We start from the raw sequence: 22,141 nt of genomic DNA, 5'->3' as shown, positions 1-22,141 counted from the left end.
TCTGGTTACTTTTCCATTCGTCGGACCACTTCATAATTGTTCAGGGAGCATTTCCAATTAAAAGTTCAGTGCTTAAGCGAATAGTATTGCTTTGCTCAGTGGTCGGACGATTTCCGGTCATCTTCTGACGAATCCATCTTTCCGTTTCCCGGAAACTTAGGCTATATATTTTACAAGCGAGAAATGAGCTGAATGTTGTTTTTAAAACCCTAATCCATAACACCATGATTCAGCGATCACCCACAAGATCCGTGTCATCCGCGTTCCTTTCACGATAGGCTTTCACAAAAACAAAAAAAGCCCGCTTGGTTAAAAGCAGGCTTTTCAATTTCCTTTCAATTAGAAATCAGCGATCAATCAGGCAAGCACCTTGGATACTTCCTCAGCAGCTTCCTTCAACAGAACGGCTGAAATTACATTCAGGTCGCTGTTGTCGATGATCTCCTTGGCTTCTTTCGCATTGGTTCCCTGAAGACGAACAATGATAGGCACGTCCTTCACTTTTTCAGCGATTTCAGGATCTTTTACGGCTTCGATCACGCCATTGGCAACACGATCGCAACGAACAATTCCGCCAAAAATATTGATCAGGATGGCTTTCACATTTTTGTCTTCCAGGATAATACGGAAGCCGTTTTTAACCGTCTCGACATTGGCTCCACCGCCCACATCCAGGAAGTTGGCAGGTTCACCGCCGGAAAGCTTGATGATATCCATGGTCGCCATTGCAAGTCCGGCTCCGTTTACCATACAACCCACATTTCCGTCCAGTTTGATGTAGTTCAGGTCGTATTTTTGTGCTTCGAGTTCCGCAGGGTTTTCTTCCGATTCATCCTTTAGCTCCGCAAGATCTTTATGACGGAAGAGGGCATTGTCATCAAACGTCACTTTGGCATCCAGGGCATATACTTTATTATCCGGAGTAGTGATCAGCGGATTGATCTCAAACATATTGGAATCCGTTTCTTCATAGGCATTGTAGAGTGCATGAATGATCTTAATTCCATTTTTGAGTGCTTCCCCTTCCAGCCCCAAAGCAAACGCAATTCTGCGAGCTTGATTCGGTTGAAGGTCCATGCCCGGCTCCACCCATTCTTTTACAATTTTTTCGGGCGTTTCTTCAGCCACTTTCTCGATCTCAACTCCACCTTCGGTTGAGGCCATGATCACATTCTTGCTAACGGCACGGTCGAGCAGGATACCGAGATAAAATTCTTGTTCAATATCCACGCCGTCGGTCACATACAGGCGCTGTACGAGCTGTCCTTCTTCTCCGGTTTGAACCGTTACGAGTACATCGCCAAGCAAAGATTCGGCTGCTTCTTTAACTTCATCAATGGTTTTGCAAAGGATCACTCCTTTCGCATTGTTCTTTTTGGTACGGCCTTTTCCACGTCCACCGGCATGAATCTGGGCTTTCACAACAAACAGGGAAGCCCCTTCTTCTTTCAGCTTTTTGGCGGCTTCCACAGTCTCTTCAACCGTAGTAGTAGCGATCCCGGCAGGAACAGCTACACCGTATTTTTGGAGAATTTCTTTGGCTTGATACTCGTGTATTTTCATGGATACTTATTTAGTATTTAAAGCATTTTTTCAGGGTGCCAATAATACCGAGAATAGGAGCTAAAAGAAAGGTTGATGAGGATTCTTTACAACTATAGAATAATCAGAACATAAATGATTCTTTTAGGGCAAGGGACTAGCTTTACCGAAATTAATGAACTTGTTAATTCCCTTTGGCAATTACAATGAACAAACGCTAAATTTGATGCGCATTATTAAAGAAGGGACCATAGCTTGAAGAAAGCCAAAATCATGACATCCGAAGATCTGGATCGCGTTTATCTGCGATTTGCCCATCAGTTTTTGGAGGGTTATGATGACACTTCCCAACTTGCCATTGTTGGCATGCAAACCCGCGGAGTGTACATGGGAAAGCGGATCCTGAAAGAGATCAAAAAATCTTTTGATGCCGAAATTGACTTCGGGGTGCTAGATGTCGCTTTTTATCGTGATGATTACCGTTCCAAGTTCAAAATGCCCGAAGTTAAAGTCACCGAAATACCCTTTGATTTATATGACCGGGACATCGTGCTGGTTGATGACGTATTGTACACCGGCCGAACGGTACGCTCTGCTATGGAAGCGTTGATGTCGTACGGAAGGCCAAGAAGCATCAGGTTTTGCTGTATGGTAGACCGTGGGCACCGGGAATTGCCGGTATCAGCAGATTATATGGGTCAATATATTCCAACCTACGAAAATGAGGAAGTCCGTTTGAAAGTGAAAGAACTAGATGGTGAAGATGCCGTTTATGTTGTTGAAATAGAGGAGGGCAATGATGAGTAACAAGCAATCATCCGGTGAATATCCCTTCAGCCAAAAGCATCTGCTTGGGCTTGCCGACTACTCTCGTGAAGACATCCTTTATGTGTTGGAACAAGCTAAATATTTCCGGGAGATTTTAGACCGGCCGGTTCCCAAAGTGCCTACCCTTCGGGATAAGACCATTGTCAATCTTTTTTACGAAAACAGTACCCGAACACGGCTTTCCTTTGAATTGGCTCAAAAACGCATGGGAGCCGATGTAGTCAATTTCTCCACCAGTTCATCCAGTACCAAAAAAGGAGAATCACTCAAGGATACTATCCGCAATATCAGCTCCATGAAAATTGATATGGTAGTGGTGCGGCACGAAAGTCCGGGAGTACCCCATTTTTTGACCAAGTGTGTGGATGCGGCGATCCTTAATGCCGGCGATGGCGCGCACGAACACCCCACCCAAGCCCTGCTGGATATGTTCACCATGCAAACGCTACATGCGGATCTTACCGGTAAAAAAATTGCCATCATTGGAGATATTGCCCACAGCCGTGTGGTTCGCTCGAATATCATTGGGTTGAAAAAACTGGGAGCTGAAGTGATCTTATGTGGTCCAAAAACACTGATGCCTGTGTTTGTGCATGAAATGGGTGTTGAGGTTTCTTACAATTTGGAAGAAACGCTGGCTTGGTGTGATATTGCTATGGCTTTGCGTATTCAGCTCGAGCGACAAGAATCCGGCACCGAGTTTTTTCCTTCCCTCAGAGAATATCACGAACGATTTGGAATAAAACTCCATCACCTCGACAAATATCCGGATTTCAGGATCATGCATCCCGGCCCAATAAATCGGGGGGTAGAAATGGAAAGCGAAGTTGCAGACAGCGACCGGGCCGTCATTTTAGATCAGGTGACAAACGGGGTAGCCGTTAGAATGGCTATATTGTATTTACTAAGCGGTGGAAATCGTGTATAGTATTTTTTTAGACAGGTACATTATATTAAGCAGATAAATCCGTAGTTTTGATTTCAGTTAAACAAGAAAAATCACCTACACTTATTACAAGCCAGTCTCCAGATATTGAGCATTTCCCGGGGGTAACAGTCGGTATACCCACATTAAATGAAGAAGATCATATTGAGAGAGTTATATCAGGTTTTTTGAATACTGAATACCCAAATTTGGTGGAGATCCTGGTTGCTGACGGGGGCAGTACCGACCGAACCCGGGAAATCGTAAATACGCTTTCTGAAAAGGACGACAGGATCAAACTGATTGATAACCCCGACAAATTTCAGTCGTTTGCGTTGAACCGAATGATTGATCAGGCAAAGGGAGAAATTTTTCTGCGAGCCGACGGACATTGTCTCTACCAGGAAGATTATCTGAAAAAGAATGTGGAAGTATTCCTGGAAACCGGCGCCAAAAATGTGGGAGGAGCCCAACGTTATGTAGCAGCCAACTCGGTTCAGGCAGGAACTGCACTGGCAGTTAAAAGCTTCCTCGGAAACGGTGGCGCCAAGTACATGGATGAAACCTACGAAGGATATGCAGATACTGTTTTCTTAGGATGTTTCTGGACCAAAGATCTTCGAGAGATCGGGGGCTTCAACACCAAGAATATCACCAATCAGGATTCGGAGTTGAACCTTCGATTGATAGAGAATTTTGGTGAAAGTGTATTTGTAAGCCCCAAGATCAAAAGCTGGTACTATCCGCGGGATTCTTATGTAAAACTGTTCAAGCAATACTTCAGGTACGGTCGCGGCCGATTTTTGACTAAGGTGCTGCACCCTAAGAGTTCACCTATTCGTGGGTTGACGCCGTTTTTGTTTATGTGTTCTTTGTTGATCTATTTGACAGTAGATTTGTTGATTCCCCAAAATCTATTCTTTACCCATGTAGCTATTTTCCTCGGAGCTGTTGTGGTATTAGAAAGCTTTCGAACAGTATTAAAAAACAGGAAATCTTTTCAAAAGGAGAATTGGACGAGCAACCAAAAAAGTCCGGGATTCCTATTACTTTGGTGTAATACTCTTTTTAGTGTTTTAGTGATGCAAGTGGGGCATTTTAGTGGGTTTCTATATCAGATACTTCGTAAGATATTATTTAGAATTAAAGGTTGGTAAAGAGATTAAGGAATTCAAAACTGATTGGTTATAAGCCTGACGCTTAGAAAGTTAATAGATATTTTAGGCTATGGAAATGACGTAAAATAGAGAAGTCATCAGAGCTTATATTTTTTTTTAAGGTAGGCAGGAATCCGAGTTGTTTTTTGATAAAATCCCCAAATTCTTCTTAATCCTGAATAAGAGTTGATGGGATAATCCAGTAATTTGGGCCATTGTTGGTTGATTAATTCCTTAAATAATAGCTGTTTCTTTCTGAAACCATTTGGAAGATTAAGCATATTCAAAAAAACATCCCGATGTGAAAATGGATACAAATGCTGGGCTAAATGCAGGTGTCCGTAAGTTTGTGGCATGCCCCAGCAGCCAAGCCGTAATTCGATATAAGCCAAATCAAGCTTTGTGAATGTATCAAAGTCTTTTACTGAAGACAACCAGTGTTCCACAGAATTAATAAAAGCAGGATGATGTGGCAACTGTAATCGTGTTAAAAGAGATTTTGGAGTTAATTGGGTTTTCATCGTGTCATTCCTTTTCCAGTAAAATGCACGTCCTACCTCTCCCGCCATTCCTGGTGCTATGATCCCTGAATGATTTAGTTTTCTAAGTGTGGGGTGTATTTTAGTGATAGAATCGGCGAGAGCATATCCTGTTTTATTCAGCCAGTTATTTAGCTGTTCATCCGTTGCACTTTCAGTGAGTAATAATTCCCAATCAAGCTTAAGCTCTTTTGAAATTTGACGGGCAGTATAAGCATCGATAGTTTCTTGTTTTCCTGAAAAAGTAAAAAATCGAATAGAGTCAAGGTGATTTCTTGCGCAAGCTAATAACATCCGTGAATCTCTTCCAGCTGTAAGGCTTAACCATAAATCGTTTTGTTTTGCTGCATAATGTATTATCTGTGCGACTTTCACTCCAATGTCCTTAACAAGTTCTTTCGGGGAGGAGCTTTTGTTTAAATTTTCATTAGTTGGCCAATGCCTTTGTGTTTCCCAGGTATTCAATTCTAAAAAATGATTAGGAAGAAGTCTTAGTATATTTTTGAATGGGGTGAGTTGGCCCGGAAACCATAGGTAACGTCTCAGTAGGTCTAATTCATTAAATAATGGGGGTGGGATATTTCCTATTTCATCGTCAAACAATAAAGTTGGAACAGAGGCTATTAGTTGAAGTTGTTTAGAATAAATGGCCGGCATGCCTCCGGAAGGGTCTTGATAAAACCGCTCCTGATTCTGGAGTTTGATGTATCCAACAAAACGCCCGGCAAGGGAAAAGAGGGCATTTTCAAAAGTTGAAAATTCATCAGAGCTTAAAATTAAGATTCTGTCTTCCAGGATTTCATCGATATCTAAAATGTAACCGAGCACAAACCCGACCCGGGTTTTCTTATAGTAAACAGGTATAAACTCTGACGAAAAATGAAAGGTGAGTGTAGATCCATTTATAGCTTCTTTTTCCCAGCCTTCAGGTTGGACTGGCGGGGNTTTACCAAAAACAAAATGTCCGTGAAATTCAGCGTATTTGCTCATTAAGGATAAATAGAGTAGTGTTGATAGGTTGAATAAAAATTATCTAAAGCCATCATTTCTTTAGCAGTAAAAAGACTATTACCTTCACTGTTGTTACAAATGGAACAGGCGCGAATGCAGCTTGATTTATTTTTAAATCTCAAAATAACAAAAAGTAGTGAGTATTAAGATTGCATATTTGACCCATCAGGATCCAAAGGATAAAAAATCCTGGTCGGGTATTCACTACAATATGTATCAGGGTTTAAAGAAGCAGGGCTTTGAGGTTGTGGCGTTGGGGCCTGTTCATCTGAATATGACCTGGTTTTTGCGGATATTTGGACTTATAAGCAGAGTTTTTTTAAGGAAACGTTATTTACCGGAACATTCTCTAATACTCTCAAAAAAGTACGGGCAGGTTTTTGGGAAAAGTTTGAAAACCATTCAACCGGATGTGATTTTCGCTGCGAATGCTTCCACAGAAATTGCTTTTTTAGATGATATCAAAATTCCCATTATTTATCTATCAGGTGGAACGGTTACATTGCTTGAAGATTACTACGAGTCTTTCTCTAATGTTCTTTTATTTTCAATTAAAAATGCCAACTGTATAGAGCAGGCTGCTATTGAAAAGTCCTCGGCTTTAATATATCCAACATTTTGGGCCGCCAATTCCGCAAAAAAAGATTATGGAGCCAAAAAGGGTAAAGTACATGTGATTCCCTATGGAGCAAATGTTGACTTTGAGATTTCGGAGCCTAAACGTCTTGATTCAAAAGAAATCAGATTACTTTTAGTGGGTATTCGATGGGAAGGGAAAGGCGTTCCAATAGCTATTGAAGCGGTTCGGGAGCTTCGGAAACGCGGGTACAATGCAACGATTGATATTTGTGGTTGCCAACCACCTGAACCAGTGCAAGAAGATGGGATTCATATTCATGGGTTTTTGGATAAAAGAAAACCGGAAGAAGCTCAAAAACTTAAATGGTTATACAGCAAGGCTAGTTTTTTTATCTTACCAACCCGGTATGAAAATTTTGGAGTTTCATTCGTGGAAGCATTTGCCGCTGGCTTGCCATGCCTCGGCACAAACACAGGAGGTGTATCAACCATCATTGAACAAGGTAAAAATGGGTATCTTTTTGAACTCTCTGACAGTGGTGAAAACTACGCGGATAGAATTGAGCGAATCATACATGACCCGGGTCATTATCAGGAACTTAGCTTAAATGCACGTCAATCGTATGAAGAAAAATTTAACTGGCAGGTTTGGGGAAATGAAATCAAGAAAGTTGTACAAGAAGTAGCAGGTAAATAAATAACATGAAAAATAAGGATACTTTAAATCTGGACGGTCCCTGGGCTCTTGGTGAAGAAGTTTTTGAAGTTGTAATAGATGAACTGAAAGAGAAAGAAGTAAAAAGATTTGTTGAGTTCGGCTCGGGAAGTTCTTCCGTTCGGTTAAGTCAAGCATTTGAAAATGCAGATATTTATTCAGTTGAACATGATGAAGAATATGCTGGAAAAACCAGAGAGCTTAAAGAGAATTATCTTGCCACTGATAATCTGAAGATTATTCATGCACCTCTGCAATGGCAAAAACTTGATGGCAGGTTGTACAAGTCATACTCAAAAGTTGAATTACCTGATGATTTAGATGCGGTACTTATCGATGGCCCGCCTTATTGGACGAGAAGAGGCAGAGAGTTTTGTATGTATCAGGTTTATGATAAAGTAAGGAAAGGAGGGAAATTTTTTTTGGATGATGCTTCCCGTCTAGACGAAATGAAAATAGTTAAAAATTGGCTTAGCCTTTACCCGAACAGTTTTGAATGTAAAAGATATAAAACCAAGAAAGGTCTCTTGGTTCTTACAAAAAAAGAACATGTTCGAAGAAAAAGCATGAGTACTACTTCTCTGATTGATAATTGGAGTACAAATCTCAGGCACCTGGTTTCAAATTTGATCAAGTGAAGGAAAAAGAAAGATCTAAATATTCAGGACTTACCAGCAATAAAGTACTGGCTCAAAACACCTTGATAACTATTTTGGCCAAGGTATTTCCATTAGTGGTCGGTATATTTGCGCTACCCTATCTTATTTCAGAACTGGGAGAGGAAAAGTTTGGCATGCTGGCTATTATCTGGTTGATCATAAGCTATTTTTCCATGTTTGATTTAGGTATAGGGAGAGCTGTAGTGAAAGAAGTATCTGATCTAATAGGGGCGAATGAGTACGAAGAAATTCCTGTAGCAGCCTGGACAGGGATTATTTCTATTTTTTTAATGGGTATTTTAGGCGGGTTGATTCTATACGTGACAGGGGAATTGATTCTGAACCGGGCTTTTGATACAACGAATCAAGTTGCCGTAGATGCTCTTTTATACACATCTTTTGCGGTCCCCTTTATAGTTGCCACAACAGGGTTTAGAGCTGTGCTTATGGCTGAGCAGAATTTCTTTGCGATAAGTGTTATTCAAAGCATTAATTCTATATTGAATTACCTGCTTCCTTTGCTACTGCTCTATTTTTTTGGATTTGAATTTATTGAAATTGTAATTGCACTTCTCATTCTAAAAATAGTCGCTTTTTTTGCTTTTGCAGTTTCGGGCCTCATTTCAGAACCTTCTTTAAGGTCAGGAACTCATTTCAACAAAGTCTATTTGAGTAAGATGTTCCACTTCGGAAAATGGGTTACCATATCCAATGTAGTTGGTCCGCTAATCAGCCAACTTGACCGCTATTTTATAGCAGCTGTAATATCGGTTTCAGCGGTTACTTTTTATACCACTCCGCTAGAAGTGCTGACTAAGCTAATGATGGTTCCAATGGCTTTTATAACGGTGTTATTTCCAGCCTTTTCAACACTTGCTTCGAAATCTCATGAACGAAGAGAAAAACTCTATTTAGAGTCATCAAAGGGAGTGATGTTATTACTGTTCCCTACTATTTTAATCATCTCAACTTTTGCTGATTATGGACTCAAAGTTTGGGTAGGCGCCGAATTTGTAGAGAAAAGCACATTTGTGGCTCAAATTTTTTGTGTCGTATTCTTCCTGAGAGGTATTGCATATATCCCAGCAACCTATTTACCTGGTTTGAATAGACCGGATTTACCCGCCAAATTTCATTTATTTGAAATTATAGTATTCGTGACTGGTTTGTATTTTGCTGCCAGAACCGGAGATATTAATATAGTGGCATTTGTTAGTTTAGGGATTACAGCTCTGGATACTCTTTTGTTATTGTTTGCTGCTTTCAATCTATTAGAGCAAAAATCAGAAATGTTGAAAAAGATTGTATGGCCAATGATTTTTGGGGCATTGATTTTATTAAGCCTTCCTTTTCTGGAATTAGTAATGTTCTACATGACATCAGCAATAGCATTAACTATATATCTTATTACGTATCACAAATATCTTTTTAAGATAACAGGAAAGCTTAAAAAAGCTTTATTGGATTCTTGATAATGGGTTTAACTTTTACGAACCGTTTTTAGAAAATCAACGAGATCACCTGTAATTGATTCCCAGCTATATTTTTCTTTGACGATTTGTTTAGCTGATCTTGAAATCTGTTCCCTTTTTTCAGGATTATCCAACAAAAATAAAATTGCATTTAGAAAGTCTTTTTTTGAATTAGCCTCTACATAATGCGTTCCATTTTTTATTTCAATGCCTTCTGCGCCTATTTTTGTTGTGATAATAGGTAATCCACTTGCCATACCTTCAATAACTTTCAGTTTCATTCCAGACCCGCTAAATAATGGGGCGATAAATAATGAGGATGATTGTCTCAGTGGTTCGAGGTTATCTACAAACCCGAGGAATTGAATGCTGGAATGGGCGAATTTTCTTTGAAATCTATTGTTCAGTCCTTCACCGGCTACAAATAACTTCAGGTCTGGTTTTAGAGCTATAAGGTCTGGCCATATTTTTTCTAAAAACCACTTTAAGCCATCATAGTTAGGTTTCCATCTCCAGTTAGAAATGGCAAGAATCTTATTTTTTTCTCTCTTAATGCCAAGTGGTTTGGGAATTTCAGCCCCCGCCGGGCTAACATGACATGTAAGGTCAGGAAGGTGTTCAAGGTATAGCTCTTTGTCGAATCTTGTGATAGCTGTAACTGCATCTACACTACTCATAGCTTTGACCTCATATTTTTTCATTAGCTTATACTGGTCGTAATAAAATGCCTTAAGGAAAGGGTTACCGGTAGTAGCTGCATTTCTTTTAAGCAATAAATATTCCACATTGGATTGGCGCAGTACAACCGGAGAGTCTGGGAAGATATTCTCAATATCATCAATGAAAGCTGCGGTATGTAGCCCTTCAAGTAAAACGACATCAGGAGTATCATTTACCGCATGCAGAGCAGTTCTCATAAGCTCTGGCTTCATCCTGTGTTGGATAGTTATGGGAGAGCGACTCAACAATGATTTAGCAGCGGAAAAGAAAGAGTAAGGCTTAAACTGACCATCAACGGCATGGACAGTAGCCCATTTTTTTAATGCTTTGGCCTCTTGTTCATGTTTATTTGAAATTAAAGAGGCTAAGGTGACGTTGTGGCCAAGTCGGGATAAATATTTGGTGGTGTAATAAATATATACGGCACCTCCATCATTTGGAGGGAAAGGTAACCGCGGTGTAATCTGTAAAATGTTCATCAAAATCAGTATCAATTATACTTAAAGCAATACCAAACAAAGATATTCCAAAACTGTTTTGCTTTTCTTCTTCTGAAAATTAATATGCTGGCAAGAGTGCGCCAAAAATAAGCCAGAACTCCTGTAACTCTGTTATAAATATTCCAATGGGGATAATGCTTTAGAACAAATTTTTTCTGGGAGCGGTGTTTTTCAATTTCCATCAAAGTGAAGTAAGGACTCGTGGAAGTACCTGATTTGTGTAGAATCTTAGCTTCTGAACAATAAATAACCTTCTGGCCGGACTGTTGTAAGCGGAGGCAAAGATCATTTTCCTCCCAGTACATAAAAAAATCTTCTTCCATGCCTCCTAAGTTTTTAAAATTTTCATGCCGTATAAACAAAGCGTGGCCATTTATTACAGGTACTTTTTGGGTAGAAGGAGGAGAAAAGTGTCCTGATTTAGCTGTTGAGGGAAGCAGAAAATTAAGAAAAGGAAAGAGTAGCGAAAGGAAGTATTTTTTAGAAATGTGGTTTTTTGCGGTTGGTACAGCTTTTTTTTTGATATTTACTGTTGCTGGTCCAATTAAGCCGGGTTTCTTAAATGATTGATAGCATGAAATCAGCTGATGAATTACATCATTTAAAAATCGGGTATCTGGATTTAGAAAAAAGAGATATTCTCCTTTCGCTAATTTAGCGCCGGTATTACAGGCTTTAGCAAAACCAAGGTTGGAATCATTTTGATGAAAAACTAAGTTCTTAGCAGAGTCAAACTGTTGTTTAAACTCAGGCTTTAAAGTAGAATTAGATACAACTATAAACTCATAATTTACTGAATTAAATTTTTCAATAGAGCTAAAGCATGCCAGAATTTCCTTTTCAGAATAATAGTTTACGGTTATTATACTTACCAGTGGCCTCATGTTTTTTCCCTATTCAAAAAATGATTTAAATACGCACTGAATAAAGAAACAAAGAGTACACTTTCAAATAGTAAAACCTGAGCACTTGTATTGTTTACGAACAAAAGACCAAACATAGTTCCGGAAATGCCTAATGCTAATGTTTTGTGGATAAATTGGTCGGTTTGATTATAGAGTTCAATACTATAGCGGATATTTAGAATCCAAATAGTAATAATAGTAATGAGTCCCGGAAGTCCAAGTTTAAACCAAGTAGCTAAATATCCATTATGGACAAAGCTTGTTTGTATAAAAACGTCCAAAAACAGGGCATGCCTTGTAAACATATAACCTAATCCATAACCGGTTATCGGGTTTTGCAGGATCAATCCTAAAACGGTTTGGGATTCATATAGTCTGTCTTTTAGAGAAACATCTAATCCTCCTGAACCGATGCTTTGTAACCTTGTAACCAGTCCTTCCATAACTGTATCCAAAAGTCCTCCAAAAAAAACTGAAGCGAATAAAAATAATCCCACTCCTAATACTACTAATGTGGACAGTATGCGACGCTTACCTTGACGATTGATGATGTAAAAAATAAATATCGCCCCGAAGAAAAATGCTCCCCAATATCCTCGGCTCTGAGTCAAAATAAGCCCTCCCAAAAAACTACAAAACAAAAGGGTGAAAATTATTTGCCGAATAAATGACTTTGTGACCGCTGCTGCACTCATAAACAAACAACAACCCATTAACAAAATAAACTCGTTGGCAGCTACCCGTGCTTTTTCAGCTTGCCAGGGTAAAACTGCTTGAACAATAATAGCCCGGTAATTGATTATATTCCGAATTAATACATACCCAAGAAAAATGAGAACAATGCCCATCAATATGTGTTGGAAAGTTTTATTTCCTAAATGTCTTCTAACAGGGAAATAAAACAATAAACCTAAAAAATAAGTAATTTCACCAATGGCTGAAATTTTCGATGCACCACTAAAAATACCCAAAAGTGAAGCTACTGGTAAAAGAAGCAGCAGGAATAGGTAAAGTTTATCGTGAGTAGTTTCCGTGATTATATTTCCTCTTATCATCTCTAAGCCGATATAAGCAGCTATAATAAGAGAGAAAATATAAAATGGCGCTTCCAAAGTACTGATACCTTCGGTTCCTTCTAATATCGGAATAGCAAATAGAAGGGAAGATAGAAAAAAAGCACCTTCTATTTTACTGAGTAAATAGATTGACAACAGAATTGCTCCTGTAGAAAAAATGATTATAGGAGAGTAAGTACCTCCTTTGAAGCTTATAACAGCAAATATCAAAGAAGTAGCAGATATAATCACCGCATACTCAAGATATTTAGACAAACTTTCCGAATAGGTCATATCAATTTTTGAAATACGCGAAGTATTCTTTGTTTTTCGTAATACTTAATTTCAAAATGAAATATAAAAGAATAAGAATAAAGGCTGAAAAGCCTGCTGCAATTACGATAAGAGAGCGTTTTGGGTAACTTTTTAACTTTGGAACAATTGGCTCGTCAACAACACTTACTATTGGAAGTGATTTGGCTTCTTCCATCTTTGCTTGTTCATAAACGGGAAGTAGGAATTTTTGAATCTCACCTTGAATTTCCGCCTGCAGGGTAAGCTCATAATAAGTTGTAGAAATGTAGGGCAACTCATTAAAATTTAATAAAATATTAAACCTATTTGAATCTGAGTATGCTTCATTTAAAGCTCTTGATATAGATTTATACTCAATTTGGGCATTTCTATAACTATCGCTATTCTCTTTTACAGTTTCAGAAAGTACTTTTAATTTTAGCTCGGATTCAATTTGTCGTGCTGTTAATCCGCCAATGAGACTAAAGTAAGCTTTAACCTGTTCGGGCAGTTCTATGACTCCATATTTATTTTGAAATCGGATAATTTCTTGTTTCAAGCTATCAGCATCTGTTAGGGCTTTCTGATATCTTTTTTCGATGAATTCCCTATACTGACGGGCATCTTTGGTGACTATTCGAGTATTGATTTCATTAAGAACGGTTATGTAGAATTCAGCCATATCTTTTGCTAACTCTGGGTCTTCATCTTCTACAGAAATTATGAAATTACCTTCCTCTTGACTTTCAAAAGTGGTTCTATCACTCAGGATGTCAATGGCATACTTCATTGGGGCTTGGCTTTCAGATAACTCATATTTTTCTATGAGATTAAATTTTTCAACCACCCTTTTACTTGTGGTGTAACTGCTTAATAAAACAATATATCGGTTAGATTCTTCACTAACTCCATTCCCTAACACTGAGCTTGCAATACTTGAAAGCCCTCCTTCTTCTGAGAATAAATCAAATCCTAAAGACGGACGTTGACTGGGCAACAGGTTGGCTGTTGATGTATACCTATTTGGTATAAATAAGGTTATGATTGCAACAATTACAGCAACAGTAAATGAAATGCCTAAAATGGCAATTTTATGTTTATAGAGATATCGAAATATGTCGGGCCAGGATGGCGATTTGTATTCAGGATTTGTCATTATTTTCTAATTACATCTATTGCAACCAGTGTTGTAACAATGCTGGTTATAGTAGTTAAGGCTGTCATAATGAGTTGAATTCGGGTATTTTTTAACTGTTCTCTTTGTACCTGATATGAACGTTTCGCGTTTAATTCATCATAAGGTTCTCTGTCAACAAATATCATATCTCCTGATTGCAGAGTTGTATTTGCAGGTTTATACCATGCTTTATTTCCAGCTTTAATGATATAAACACGCTTCTGGTCGGCTGCCAAAGAAAATCCACCGGCGCGTAAGATGTAGTTTGTTACTGAATTTCTTCCATCATCATAAGGAAAATACCCGGGGTTGTTAACCTGGCCGAAAACAAAAACGGTATTTTCATCTCTTGGAACAAAAAGCCGGTCACCATCAAAAAGTTTAACTTGTTGAAGCTGTTCATTATCCGTTAAATCCACATGGACACGGTTTTGGCTTAATTGATTTTCAACTTCTAAATATTCTAATCCCTGTACAAGCTGATCAGATGTACGTTTCATTAGATCAGCATTGAATTTGTTAGGCAATTCGTTTTCAATAGAGCCGGAACGAATCAGATATCCAGCATGAGGTAATGCTTGATTGGTGAAGTTGCCGGCCCATTTTAGCAATTCATAGGCTGTGGTTGAGCCATTTATAATTGGAAAATTACCGGGCATTGTTACTTCACCCGAAATCCAAGCTGAAGCAGCCTCTTTTGTACGCTCCTTTTTTTGAACGATTATTCGATCATTCGGTTCAAGCTTGAAATTCTTCCATTTATTTGGTGACAGCTTAATTTGGTTAATGGATCCATTCGACCTTCTTAAAATAATAAGCGCAGATGTATCAGCATCATTATTAAAGCCACCGGCAATTTGTAATAATGAGTAGGGAGTGTCGGTTTTCAAAAAGTGGACTTCAAAAGGGCTTCTTACCGCTCCGGATACACTTACACGATCATCATTAGTTTGTGCTTGGTAAATTGTAATTGCATCGCCATCTCTTACAAATGGATTTTTATCAAATTGACCAGTATTGTAGTAGGAAATTAGATCGGCTGTATCTTTGGTTCCGTCTTTATGTGAAATTACAATATTCCTAAAGCTATAGCTTTGGTTTAAAAGGTCTGATGCTGAATAAACTGCTTCAGCATTCGGGGAGCGCTGACCGTCAGTAATTGACTGATAAATGGCAAAATCAACACGGGACTGCGCGGGTAAAATATATTTACCCGGATGTGGAACCTCACCATTTATGTGAACTGTTACCGGCTTGGGTTTATCCAGAGAAATTTCAACTTTGGGGTCTTTAAATGTTTCAGATATCCGTTTTTTAATTTCGTTCTGAGCTTCGGTGATGGTTTTGCCACTTACATTTATAATTCCACCTACTGGAATAACAATTTCACCTTGAGGGTTAACTACAATACCTCGCATTTGAACCGGTTGAGAACCTTTTATATCTATGGAAATTAGGTCATTTGATCCAAGGCGGTATTTATCTTTATCAATGACTCCTTCTATATTAACACCACTACGTGCAATCTGAAGCCCAATTTGGTCTTGAAAAAATAATCCCCCAAAAGAAGAGTTTAGGTCAAAATCGAATGGGCTTTGGGCGGTTGCTTCTTCTCCATTGCTTTGTGCATGTAATTGTGTTCCAACAAATAAAACAAATGTTGCAGCAAGAGTGAGTAATTTAATAAGCTTCATTCTTTGTTCTTTAAAATTCGATTTAATTTAAGGCGTGCAAGTACAATACCGGCAATCACCAAAGCCGCTCCAATATATTGAAGAACCGAGAGTTCTTCACCTAATAAAACGAGTCCAAATACCAATCCTAATACGGGTACCAGATTTTGGTAGGCTGCGGTGCGAACAGCCCCTATCTTCTTGATCCCATTATTCCAGATAATATAGGCCAAACCCACCGAAAGGGCTCCACTGTAAAATATTCCTCCATATCCTATGGCGCTTATCTGTGTCCAGTCTAATTTGATCAAAAAGGGAATACCAATTAGCAGCAGTCCTGCCAGTCCCACAACCGACATAAATGCAGAATATTGCAGCGGACTGTAAACCCGTAGATATTTTCTGGAGAGAATAGTGAATGTGGCCCAGCAAAGTGCAGCCAGTAAAGTGATTAAATTCCCCGTAAAGGTTTCTGATTCAAAAGAAAGGGTTCCTTCTCCGCCCATGATGATAAGGGTAACACCGAGGAATGCAAAAAAGACTCCGCTTGCCGTTAAAAAAGTTAATTTTTCGTCCGTGAAAAATTGAGACAGAAGGGCGACCCAGATAGGAATGGTACCAAGCATGACGGCCGCATTGGCAGCATAGGTATAATTCACGCCAATGATGAAAAAGAGTTGATAAAATACATTCCCCAAAATACCGATGGCCACCAGTCTCCAAAAATGTTCTCTTTTAACTTTGAGGGAAAATCCACGCTTGTACGCTGCATATGTGAGCAAAATGGTAGCAAAAATGAACCGGAGCGCATTAAAACTGTAGGGATCCATCTCGCGAAGGGAGACCTTTACGATGCTGAAATTGAGCGCCCAAATGATGGCAACAAGAATAAGGCTGAGGTCAATTAGATATTTGCGGATCACCGTCTCAGATTTTTAGTGAGGCCAAAGGTACGGTGATTTTGACTTTAAACCGAACCGCTTATTGATAGAAATCATCCTTGGGAACGCCTTTTAAATGATCTGCACGATGTCAGATTTCCGGAAGATATATCCGGCTTTTTATTGATTAAAACTTTTATCTTTGACCAAAATTAAAGCAAAAGAAAATCTCCGTGATACAACGTCTTCAAACTGTTTTTTTAGTACTCGCTTCTTTATTGAATCTGGGAGCTTATTTCACCCCTATCTATGAAAAGGCTATGGCCGACCCTCAGTTATGGATCGGTTATGGATTGGCTATTTCTTTGGTAATTCCCATGATACTTAATGTGGTTTGTGTGTTTCTTTATAAAAACCGCAAAAACCAAATTATTTGGGTAAAAAGATCTGCTTTGCTGCAGGTTGTGGCTTTCGGCTTTTGCGTAGGGGTATTATTCTCTTTAGGCGGAATTGGGACGTATTTATGGGATGAAGCTCTCGGTACCGGACTGGTGTTTATTGGGCTGATATTTCAGATACTTGCCCTCCGCTTCATCCGAAAAGATGAAGAACTCGTCCGGTCTATGGACAGAATTCGGTAGGTAGTTTTGAGTCAGGCGTATTCCAGATTTAAGATATTTATAGTGTTGGCCATTGGGTTGACTACCTTTGGTTTTGCCCCAATATTGGTGAAGTTTGCAACAGCGCATTCAGCCTTGCTTTTAGTTGCTATTCGTACGGTTGGAGCTTTTTTGATGCTCATTCCATTTTACATCTACCAAAAGAAAAGCAATAAATATGATCTGAAACCGGTCGGAAATGAGACAAAGTGGATGGCTTTGGCCGGAATTGCGTTGGGGCTGCATTTTACACTCTGGATAAGCTCATTATATTACACATCGGTCGCCTCCGCATCTGTTTTGGTTACAATACATCCTATTATGCTTATTGTAGCTGAACGTGCCTTGTATAAGATGAAGTTTCCCGTAACCGTTTGGATCGGTGTTTTTGTAGCCTTTGGCGGGTCGGTACTTTTGGGCATATCAGACTATAATAACGAAAGTGCATTTTTGAATCCTGTTCTGGGGAACGGAATGGCTTTTGCAGCAGCAGCTATCTTTGCCGTTTATTTTTTGATCGGACAAAAAGTACGTCAAAACAGGTCTTGGTTGGGATATGTATTTCCTGTATATGGATATGCTGCGGCTACTTGTGTTGTGATCCTGTTGGCAGTGGAAGGAATCCCTTCTTCATCCATTGATCCGGTTTTGATTTGGGTGGGAATTGGTCTTGCTCTTGGCCCTCAACTAATGGGACACGGGTCACTGAACTATGCTGTTAAGTTTGTCTCACCCACCTTGCTATCCACATTGATCTTAACGGAACCTGTGTTTGCTACCGTACTTGCCTTTTTTATATTGGGAGAGTTACCCCATGCTCTGTCATTTCTGGCAATCGCCATCACATTAGTTGGGGTGACTTTAACATGGAAAAAGAAACCCGGGGAAGCATTAAAAAAATAATTAACGGTCAAAAAAGCCTTTCTATATCAGCACAGATAAAAAATATGAGGGGCGATGAAAAAGGTTTGAGCAATGGTTTTAGGGTATTTATATGCTTATTAAACAGTTTGATAGGTAAGGTATGAACCTTATTCATCATTGATGCGTTAAAGAGTGCGAATAAATTAGACATTACTAAAGAAGCGGAAATTTCCAACTAATTAGCGTATTATGCATCCGGAAGAAGGAATTGTAGAATTATTATTTCAATAATAATGCAAATAACACCAATTCATGCTTTTTCAAACTGATAATATTACAGGGGTATCCAAATATTTGTTGTTGAGTGGCTGCAGCCTCATGATGTTTACAAGCTGCAATACTGAATCAACACAAAAAGATGCCCACCCTGAAGACTTGTCTGTCTCTGTAACAAAGCCCGTTAAAAAGGATTTTGCAGAAATAAAACGGAATGGCGTACTGCGTATGATTACCAGCTACAGTTCCGGCTCTTATTTTCTATACAAAGGAGTGCAGGTAGGGTTCGAGTACGAGCTTTTGAAAGCATTTACGGAAGAAAATGACCTTGCACTGGAAGTAGTGATTACGGGCACCGATGAAAGTCCGTATGATTTGCTGAATAGCGGCCGGGGTGACATTATTGCTGCCAACTATACCATCACGCCGGAACGAAAGCAGGTGGTCAATTTCACCCGTCCCTATAATTTGGTGGATCAGCTTGTTATAGTGTCGGAGGAGCTCGGTAGAACACCTGAAAGTATCTCTGAAATGGAAGGTATTACGATCAGTGTGAGAAGAAATAGTTCATATTACGTTCGTCTTAAAGAACTGCAAAACGAAGGGTTTCCGGTCAGTATTCAGATCATTCCGGACGATATGGATACCGAAAGTGTTCTTTTTCAGGTTGCCGATGGAACATACGAGGCTACCGTGGCGGATGACAATATCTTCAACGCAGCCGATAAATACATGAATGGATTGGTTAAAGGTCCTTTAATTGCTGAAAATGATACCATTGCCTGGGCTGTCCGTAAAAACGCCCCTGATCTGGAACATAAATTAAATCAGTTTCTTTATAAGCATTTCAGGTTCGATGAAAATGGGATCCCCAAGCGCTCTGCTTTTCTAAACGTTTTGCGAAAGAAGTATTTCAGGTCCGGTGATCAAATTGCGGAATATTTCAGTCCCAATCTAAGGGGTGAGCAATTTGGGGTCATTTCGCCATATGATGAAATGATCAAACAAGTTGCCGATGAGTATGATCTGGATTGGGTTATGTTGACGGCTATAGCTGCACAGGAATCGAAGTTCAACCCTACTTCTGTGAGCTGGGCGGGAGCTGTGGGGATTATGCAGGTGATGCCTCGTTTTTCCGAGATCTCTTCTGATTCGCTCTATATCCCGGAAGTAAATATCAGGGAGGGGGCCAAGATCTTATCTTCTCACCTTGAGCACTACTCCTATATGGATTCAACCAATCAGTGGGCTTTTGCTTTAGCGACATATAATGCCGGGATGGGGCATGTTGCGGATGCAAGGCGTTTGGTTATAGATCAAAATAAAAATCCCAACAAGTGGGAAAATGTTTCTGAGTCTTTACTGAAATTAATGCAGCGTAAATATTACCAGCACGCGCGTTACGGATTTACAAGGGGAATTGAAACGGTGCGTTATGTAAACGAGATTATGAACCGGTATAATACCTATCAAACTATTTTAGCTTATAACGAGAGTAAATCAAGATCAGCGCCGGGAGTATTGGGTTTACAGACACTTAATTAACTTTCAGCACCATCAGCGTGATGTCATCGTATTGAACTCCATCCGAAAATTCCATGATATCATCGATCACGGCATTCATAATCTCTTCTGATGACCTGTGGAGATTTTCTTTAAGGCATCGGGTCAGTCTTTCGGTTTCATATTCTTCGGTTTGTTCGGGATTCATGGCCTCTGTAACTCCGTCAGTATAAAATACAAGGATATCTCCTTGTTGTACTTCCAGTGTAGATGATTCGTAAGGCATTATAGTAGACATGGCGCCCAAAATAAGTCCGCCTTCCTCCAGTTCTTGTGGTTCTTCTGTGCCTTTTCTGAATAAAAGAGGATTGTTGTGGCCGGCATTAACGTATTCGAATCGTTTGCCATCTGATGAGAGTTTACCCCAAAAGAAGGTAATGAATTTATCAGGTGGGGTATTTTCATGGATGATATCATTGATACTGTCGGTTGCCCCGGAGAGTGAAATATCAATAGGAGCCAGCGCATGTAACATAGACTGAAGATTGGCCATGAGAAGGGAGGCTGAAACGCCTTTGCCGGTTACATCTGCAATAGCCAGTAAATGACCGCCATCGGGGGTGTTCACGATGTCAAAATAATCCCCTCCAACCTGGTACGATGATACATTGGTTGCAGCCAGATCAAATCCTTCGATGGTGGGAATGGGAGAGGGAAGTAAGCCTTGCTGTATAGTTTTGGCAAGGTTGAGATCTTCTTCCATGCGTTGCTTCTCAATGCGCTCTTCCAGTAAGTAAGTTTTCTGAATGGTAAGTAAAGCGAGGTTGCCCAAAGACTGTAGAAAATTAACCTGCTCGTTATTGTATGGTTGTTTATTAGCGGGGGCTCCCACCCCTACAACCGCAATTTTTTCATTTTGAAAGCGAAGCCCTATCAATAGCTTGATGTCATTTTTTTCTAAAAATGAGCAGTCGTGATCATCTTCACAAAAAAATACATCATCAAGCTCAAACATCTGTTGAAGTTCTTTTTGCGAGGGCTTTGCTTTCAAGCCGCTATCGGCTACCATCGATTTTTCTCCGTTCTCATCAAGCACAAAAAAGAAGGTACGGATGAGCATCTGGCCCAACATGGCGAACTTGAACGTTCGGGCTATTTCATCCCGGTCAACCATCATATTAAAATCTTTACTGAGTTCCAGCAGTGTATTCAGGTCATGCACTTTGCGGTCCAGTTTTCGGTTGATGAGCCGCAATTCCTGGAACATTCGGGAGTTGGCAATAGCTACTGACGAAATAATGGTCAGGCTTTCGATGAATTCAAGTTCCCCATCTGTTAAGGGTTTTTTGGTGCCTTTGGGGCCGAGGCATAAAAAACCAAGGTGATGATTGGTGGTTCTCAGATTAAAAAAGACGCTATCTTCTCCCAATCCCAATTTCTTAGTGATCTCAGGAAGTTCATTCCCATGAAGCACTGAACAATCGAGCTGATCGACCGGGAACTCAACCTTGATCACTTCTCCCTCTTCCAGGGCATTGCGGCCTTTGATCTTGCTGATCTGATACATGTGGTCTGAATCCTGGTTGATCAGGATCATACCTTTGGGAACCAGTAGTTTTCCCATAGTGATCAGCAGCAGGTTGTTTAATACAAAATCAGGTTCCTGCGATTCGATGAGCATCCGGCTTGTTTCGAGGAGTGTACGAAGCTCAAAGCGGCTTTGCCGGTCGTCAGAATTTTGAAGAGCTGAGTTACTTGTTTTCACGATGGTTCAAAGGTTTTTGACCATTCGTATTTCGTTCGTTTGGCCTTTGCGGTTGTATTGAACCTGATCCATGAGCTTGCGAATAAGATATACGCCCATCCCGCCACGTTTCTTTTCTTTTATGCGCTGCATCAGGTCCGGTTCGTTGTAGGTGCTTGGGTCAAAACTGGATCCTTCATCCATCAGAGAGATCCACAACTGCTCCCCGTCAGATCCTATCTCAATGTTTACTTTCTTGTTCGGATTATTCTTGTAGGCGTGTTTGATGATATTGGTGTAAGCCTCATCAACGGCCAGTCTGATCTCAGAAATATCTTTAGGGTCGAGCCCAATTTGCTCAGCATGGGCGGCAACAAAATCACGTACTTTGGCCAAGTGCTTTGTAGAAGCGTCCACGGTTAAGGTTTGTATTTCTTTTGTTCCGGCCACGCGCGTTCTCTTT

General features: G+C 39.8%; 18 protein-coding genes. 9 read left to right on the top strand and 9 right to left on the bottom strand.

Features of this window, described 5'->3' with window-relative positions; translation table 11 throughout:
• Positions 1-357: 357 nt before the first annotated feature.
• Positions 358-1,563: an ADP-forming succinate--CoA ligase subunit beta gene (gene sucC, locus B151_RS0114380; RefSeq protein WP_020404353.1), complete on the bottom strand. Its 1,206-nt coding sequence runs from the start codon at positions 1,561-1,563 to the stop codon at positions 358-360.
• Positions 1,564-1,797: 234 nt separating this feature from the next.
• Between sucC and pyrR the strand changes: the two genes are divergently transcribed.
• From pyrR to B151_RS0114345, 6 genes are all read left to right on the top strand, one after another.
• Positions 1,798-2,349: a bifunctional pyr operon transcriptional regulator/uracil phosphoribosyltransferase PyrR gene (gene pyrR / locus B151_RS0114375; protein ID WP_020404352.1), complete on the top strand. Its 552-nt coding sequence runs from the start codon at positions 1,798-1,800 to the stop codon at positions 2,347-2,349.
• Positions 2,339-3,298 (top strand): aspartate carbamoyltransferase catalytic subunit, encoded by a 960-nt coding sequence (locus tag B151_RS0114370; protein ID WP_020404351.1) that lies wholly within the window; start codon positions 2,339-2,341, stop codon positions 3,296-3,298. The genes pyrR and B151_RS0114370 overlap by 11 nt, the downstream gene beginning before the upstream one ends.
• Positions 3,299-3,345: 47 nt before the next feature.
• Complete coding sequence (locus B151_RS0114365; protein ID WP_020404350.1) at positions 3,346-4,452, top strand: glycosyltransferase family 2 protein; 1,107 nt, start codon at positions 3,346-3,348, stop codon at positions 4,450-4,452.
• Positions 4,453-6,393: 1,941 nt separating this feature from the next.
• Positions 6,394-7,278 carry a glycosyltransferase gene (locus B151_RS0114355; RefSeq protein WP_169332223.1) on the top strand — a complete coding sequence of 295 codons (885 nt, stop codon included), beginning with the start codon at positions 6,394-6,396 and terminating at the stop codon, positions 7,276-7,278.
• A 5-nt stretch (positions 7,279-7,283) separates the two neighbouring features.
• Entirely contained in the window at positions 7,284-7,934 is a 651-nt protein-coding gene (locus B151_RS0114350; RefSeq protein ID WP_020404347.1) for an O-methyltransferase, read from the top strand.
• Positions 7,931-9,427 carry an oligosaccharide flippase family protein gene (locus B151_RS0114345; protein WP_040517125.1) on the top strand — a complete coding sequence of 499 codons (1,497 nt, stop codon included), beginning with the start codon at positions 7,931-7,933 and terminating at the stop codon, positions 9,425-9,427. The genes B151_RS0114350 and B151_RS0114345 overlap by 4 nt, the downstream gene beginning before the upstream one ends.
• Before the next feature lie 8 nt (positions 9,428-9,435).
• Here B151_RS0114345 and B151_RS0114340 read toward each other — a convergent pair whose 3' ends face one another.
• The 6 genes from B151_RS0114340 to B151_RS0114315 are packed head-to-tail and all read right to left on the bottom strand — an operon-like array spanning position 9,436 to position 16,674.
• Positions 9,436-10,626 (bottom strand): glycosyltransferase family 4 protein, encoded by a 1,191-nt coding sequence (locus tag B151_RS0114340; RefSeq protein WP_040517124.1) that lies wholly within the window; start codon positions 10,624-10,626, stop codon positions 9,436-9,438.
• Between the two features lie 11 nt (positions 10,627-10,637).
• Positions 10,638-11,531, bottom strand: a complete 894-nt coding sequence (locus B151_RS19700) for a glycosyltransferase family 2 protein (RefSeq protein ID WP_020404344.1) — start codon at positions 11,529-11,531, stop codon at positions 10,638-10,640.
• The gene (locus tag B151_RS0114330) at positions 11,528-12,901 is read right to left on the bottom strand and encodes an O-antigen ligase family protein (protein ID WP_020404343.1); all 1,374 of its coding nucleotides are present in this window, start codon (positions 12,899-12,901) and stop codon (positions 11,528-11,530) included. Before B151_RS0114330 ends, B151_RS19700 begins: the two co-directional genes overlap by 4 nt.
• A gap of 1 nt (position 12,902) precedes the next feature.
• Complete coding sequence (locus tag B151_RS0114325; RefSeq protein ID WP_020404342.1) at positions 12,903-14,057, bottom strand: GumC family protein; 1,155 nt, start codon at positions 14,055-14,057, stop codon at positions 12,903-12,905.
• On the bottom strand, positions 14,057-15,772 hold the full coding sequence (locus B151_RS0114320) for a polysaccharide biosynthesis/export family protein (protein ID WP_020404341.1): 1,716 nt from the start codon (positions 15,770-15,772) through the stop codon (positions 14,057-14,059). The genes B151_RS0114325 and B151_RS0114320 overlap by 1 nt, the downstream gene beginning before the upstream one ends.
• Positions 15,769-16,674, bottom strand: coding sequence for a DMT family transporter (locus B151_RS0114315; protein WP_020404340.1), 906 nt, complete (start codon positions 16,672-16,674; stop codon positions 15,769-15,771). Before B151_RS0114315 ends, B151_RS0114320 begins: the two co-directional genes overlap by 4 nt.
• Before the next feature lie 191 nt (positions 16,675-16,865).
• Here B151_RS0114315 and B151_RS0114310 point away from each other — a divergent pair, with 191 nt between their 5' ends.
• From B151_RS0114310 to B151_RS0114300, 3 genes are all read left to right on the top strand, one after another.
• Positions 16,866-17,273: a DUF4293 domain-containing protein gene (locus B151_RS0114310; RefSeq protein ID WP_071594711.1), complete on the top strand. Its 408-nt coding sequence runs from the start codon at positions 16,866-16,868 to the stop codon at positions 17,271-17,273.
• 6 nt (positions 17,274-17,279) lie between these two features.
• Complete coding sequence (locus B151_RS0114305; protein WP_157471035.1) at positions 17,280-18,194, top strand: DMT family transporter; 915 nt, start codon at positions 17,280-17,282, stop codon at positions 18,192-18,194.
• A 273-nt stretch (positions 18,195-18,467) separates the two neighbouring features.
• Entirely contained in the window at positions 18,468-19,976 is a 1,509-nt protein-coding gene (locus B151_RS0114300; protein ID WP_020404337.1) for an MltF family protein, read from the top strand.
• On the opposite strand, the gene B151_RS0114295 is transcribed toward B151_RS0114300, so the two are convergent.
• Positions 19,969-21,699, bottom strand: coding sequence for a PP2C family protein-serine/threonine phosphatase (locus tag B151_RS0114295; protein ID WP_020404336.1), 1,731 nt, complete (start codon positions 21,697-21,699; stop codon positions 19,969-19,971). The two genes, B151_RS0114300 and B151_RS0114295, sit on opposite strands and share 8 nt — an antisense overlap.
• A gap of 6 nt (positions 21,700-21,705) precedes the next feature.
• Positions 21,706-22,128, bottom strand: a complete 423-nt coding sequence (locus tag B151_RS0114290; RefSeq protein WP_020404335.1) for an ATP-binding protein — start codon at positions 22,126-22,128, stop codon at positions 21,706-21,708.
• Positions 22,129-22,141: the final 13 nt, after the last annotated feature.

This window comes from Gracilimonas tropica DSM 19535 (genome assembly GCF_000375425.1).
Taxonomy (GTDB): Bacteria; Bacteroidota; Rhodothermia; order Balneolales; family Balneolaceae; genus Gracilimonas; species Gracilimonas tropica.
The sequence above is the reverse complement of the archived record's forward strand: the minus strand, read 5'-3'. Positions and strand labels throughout refer to the sequence as shown.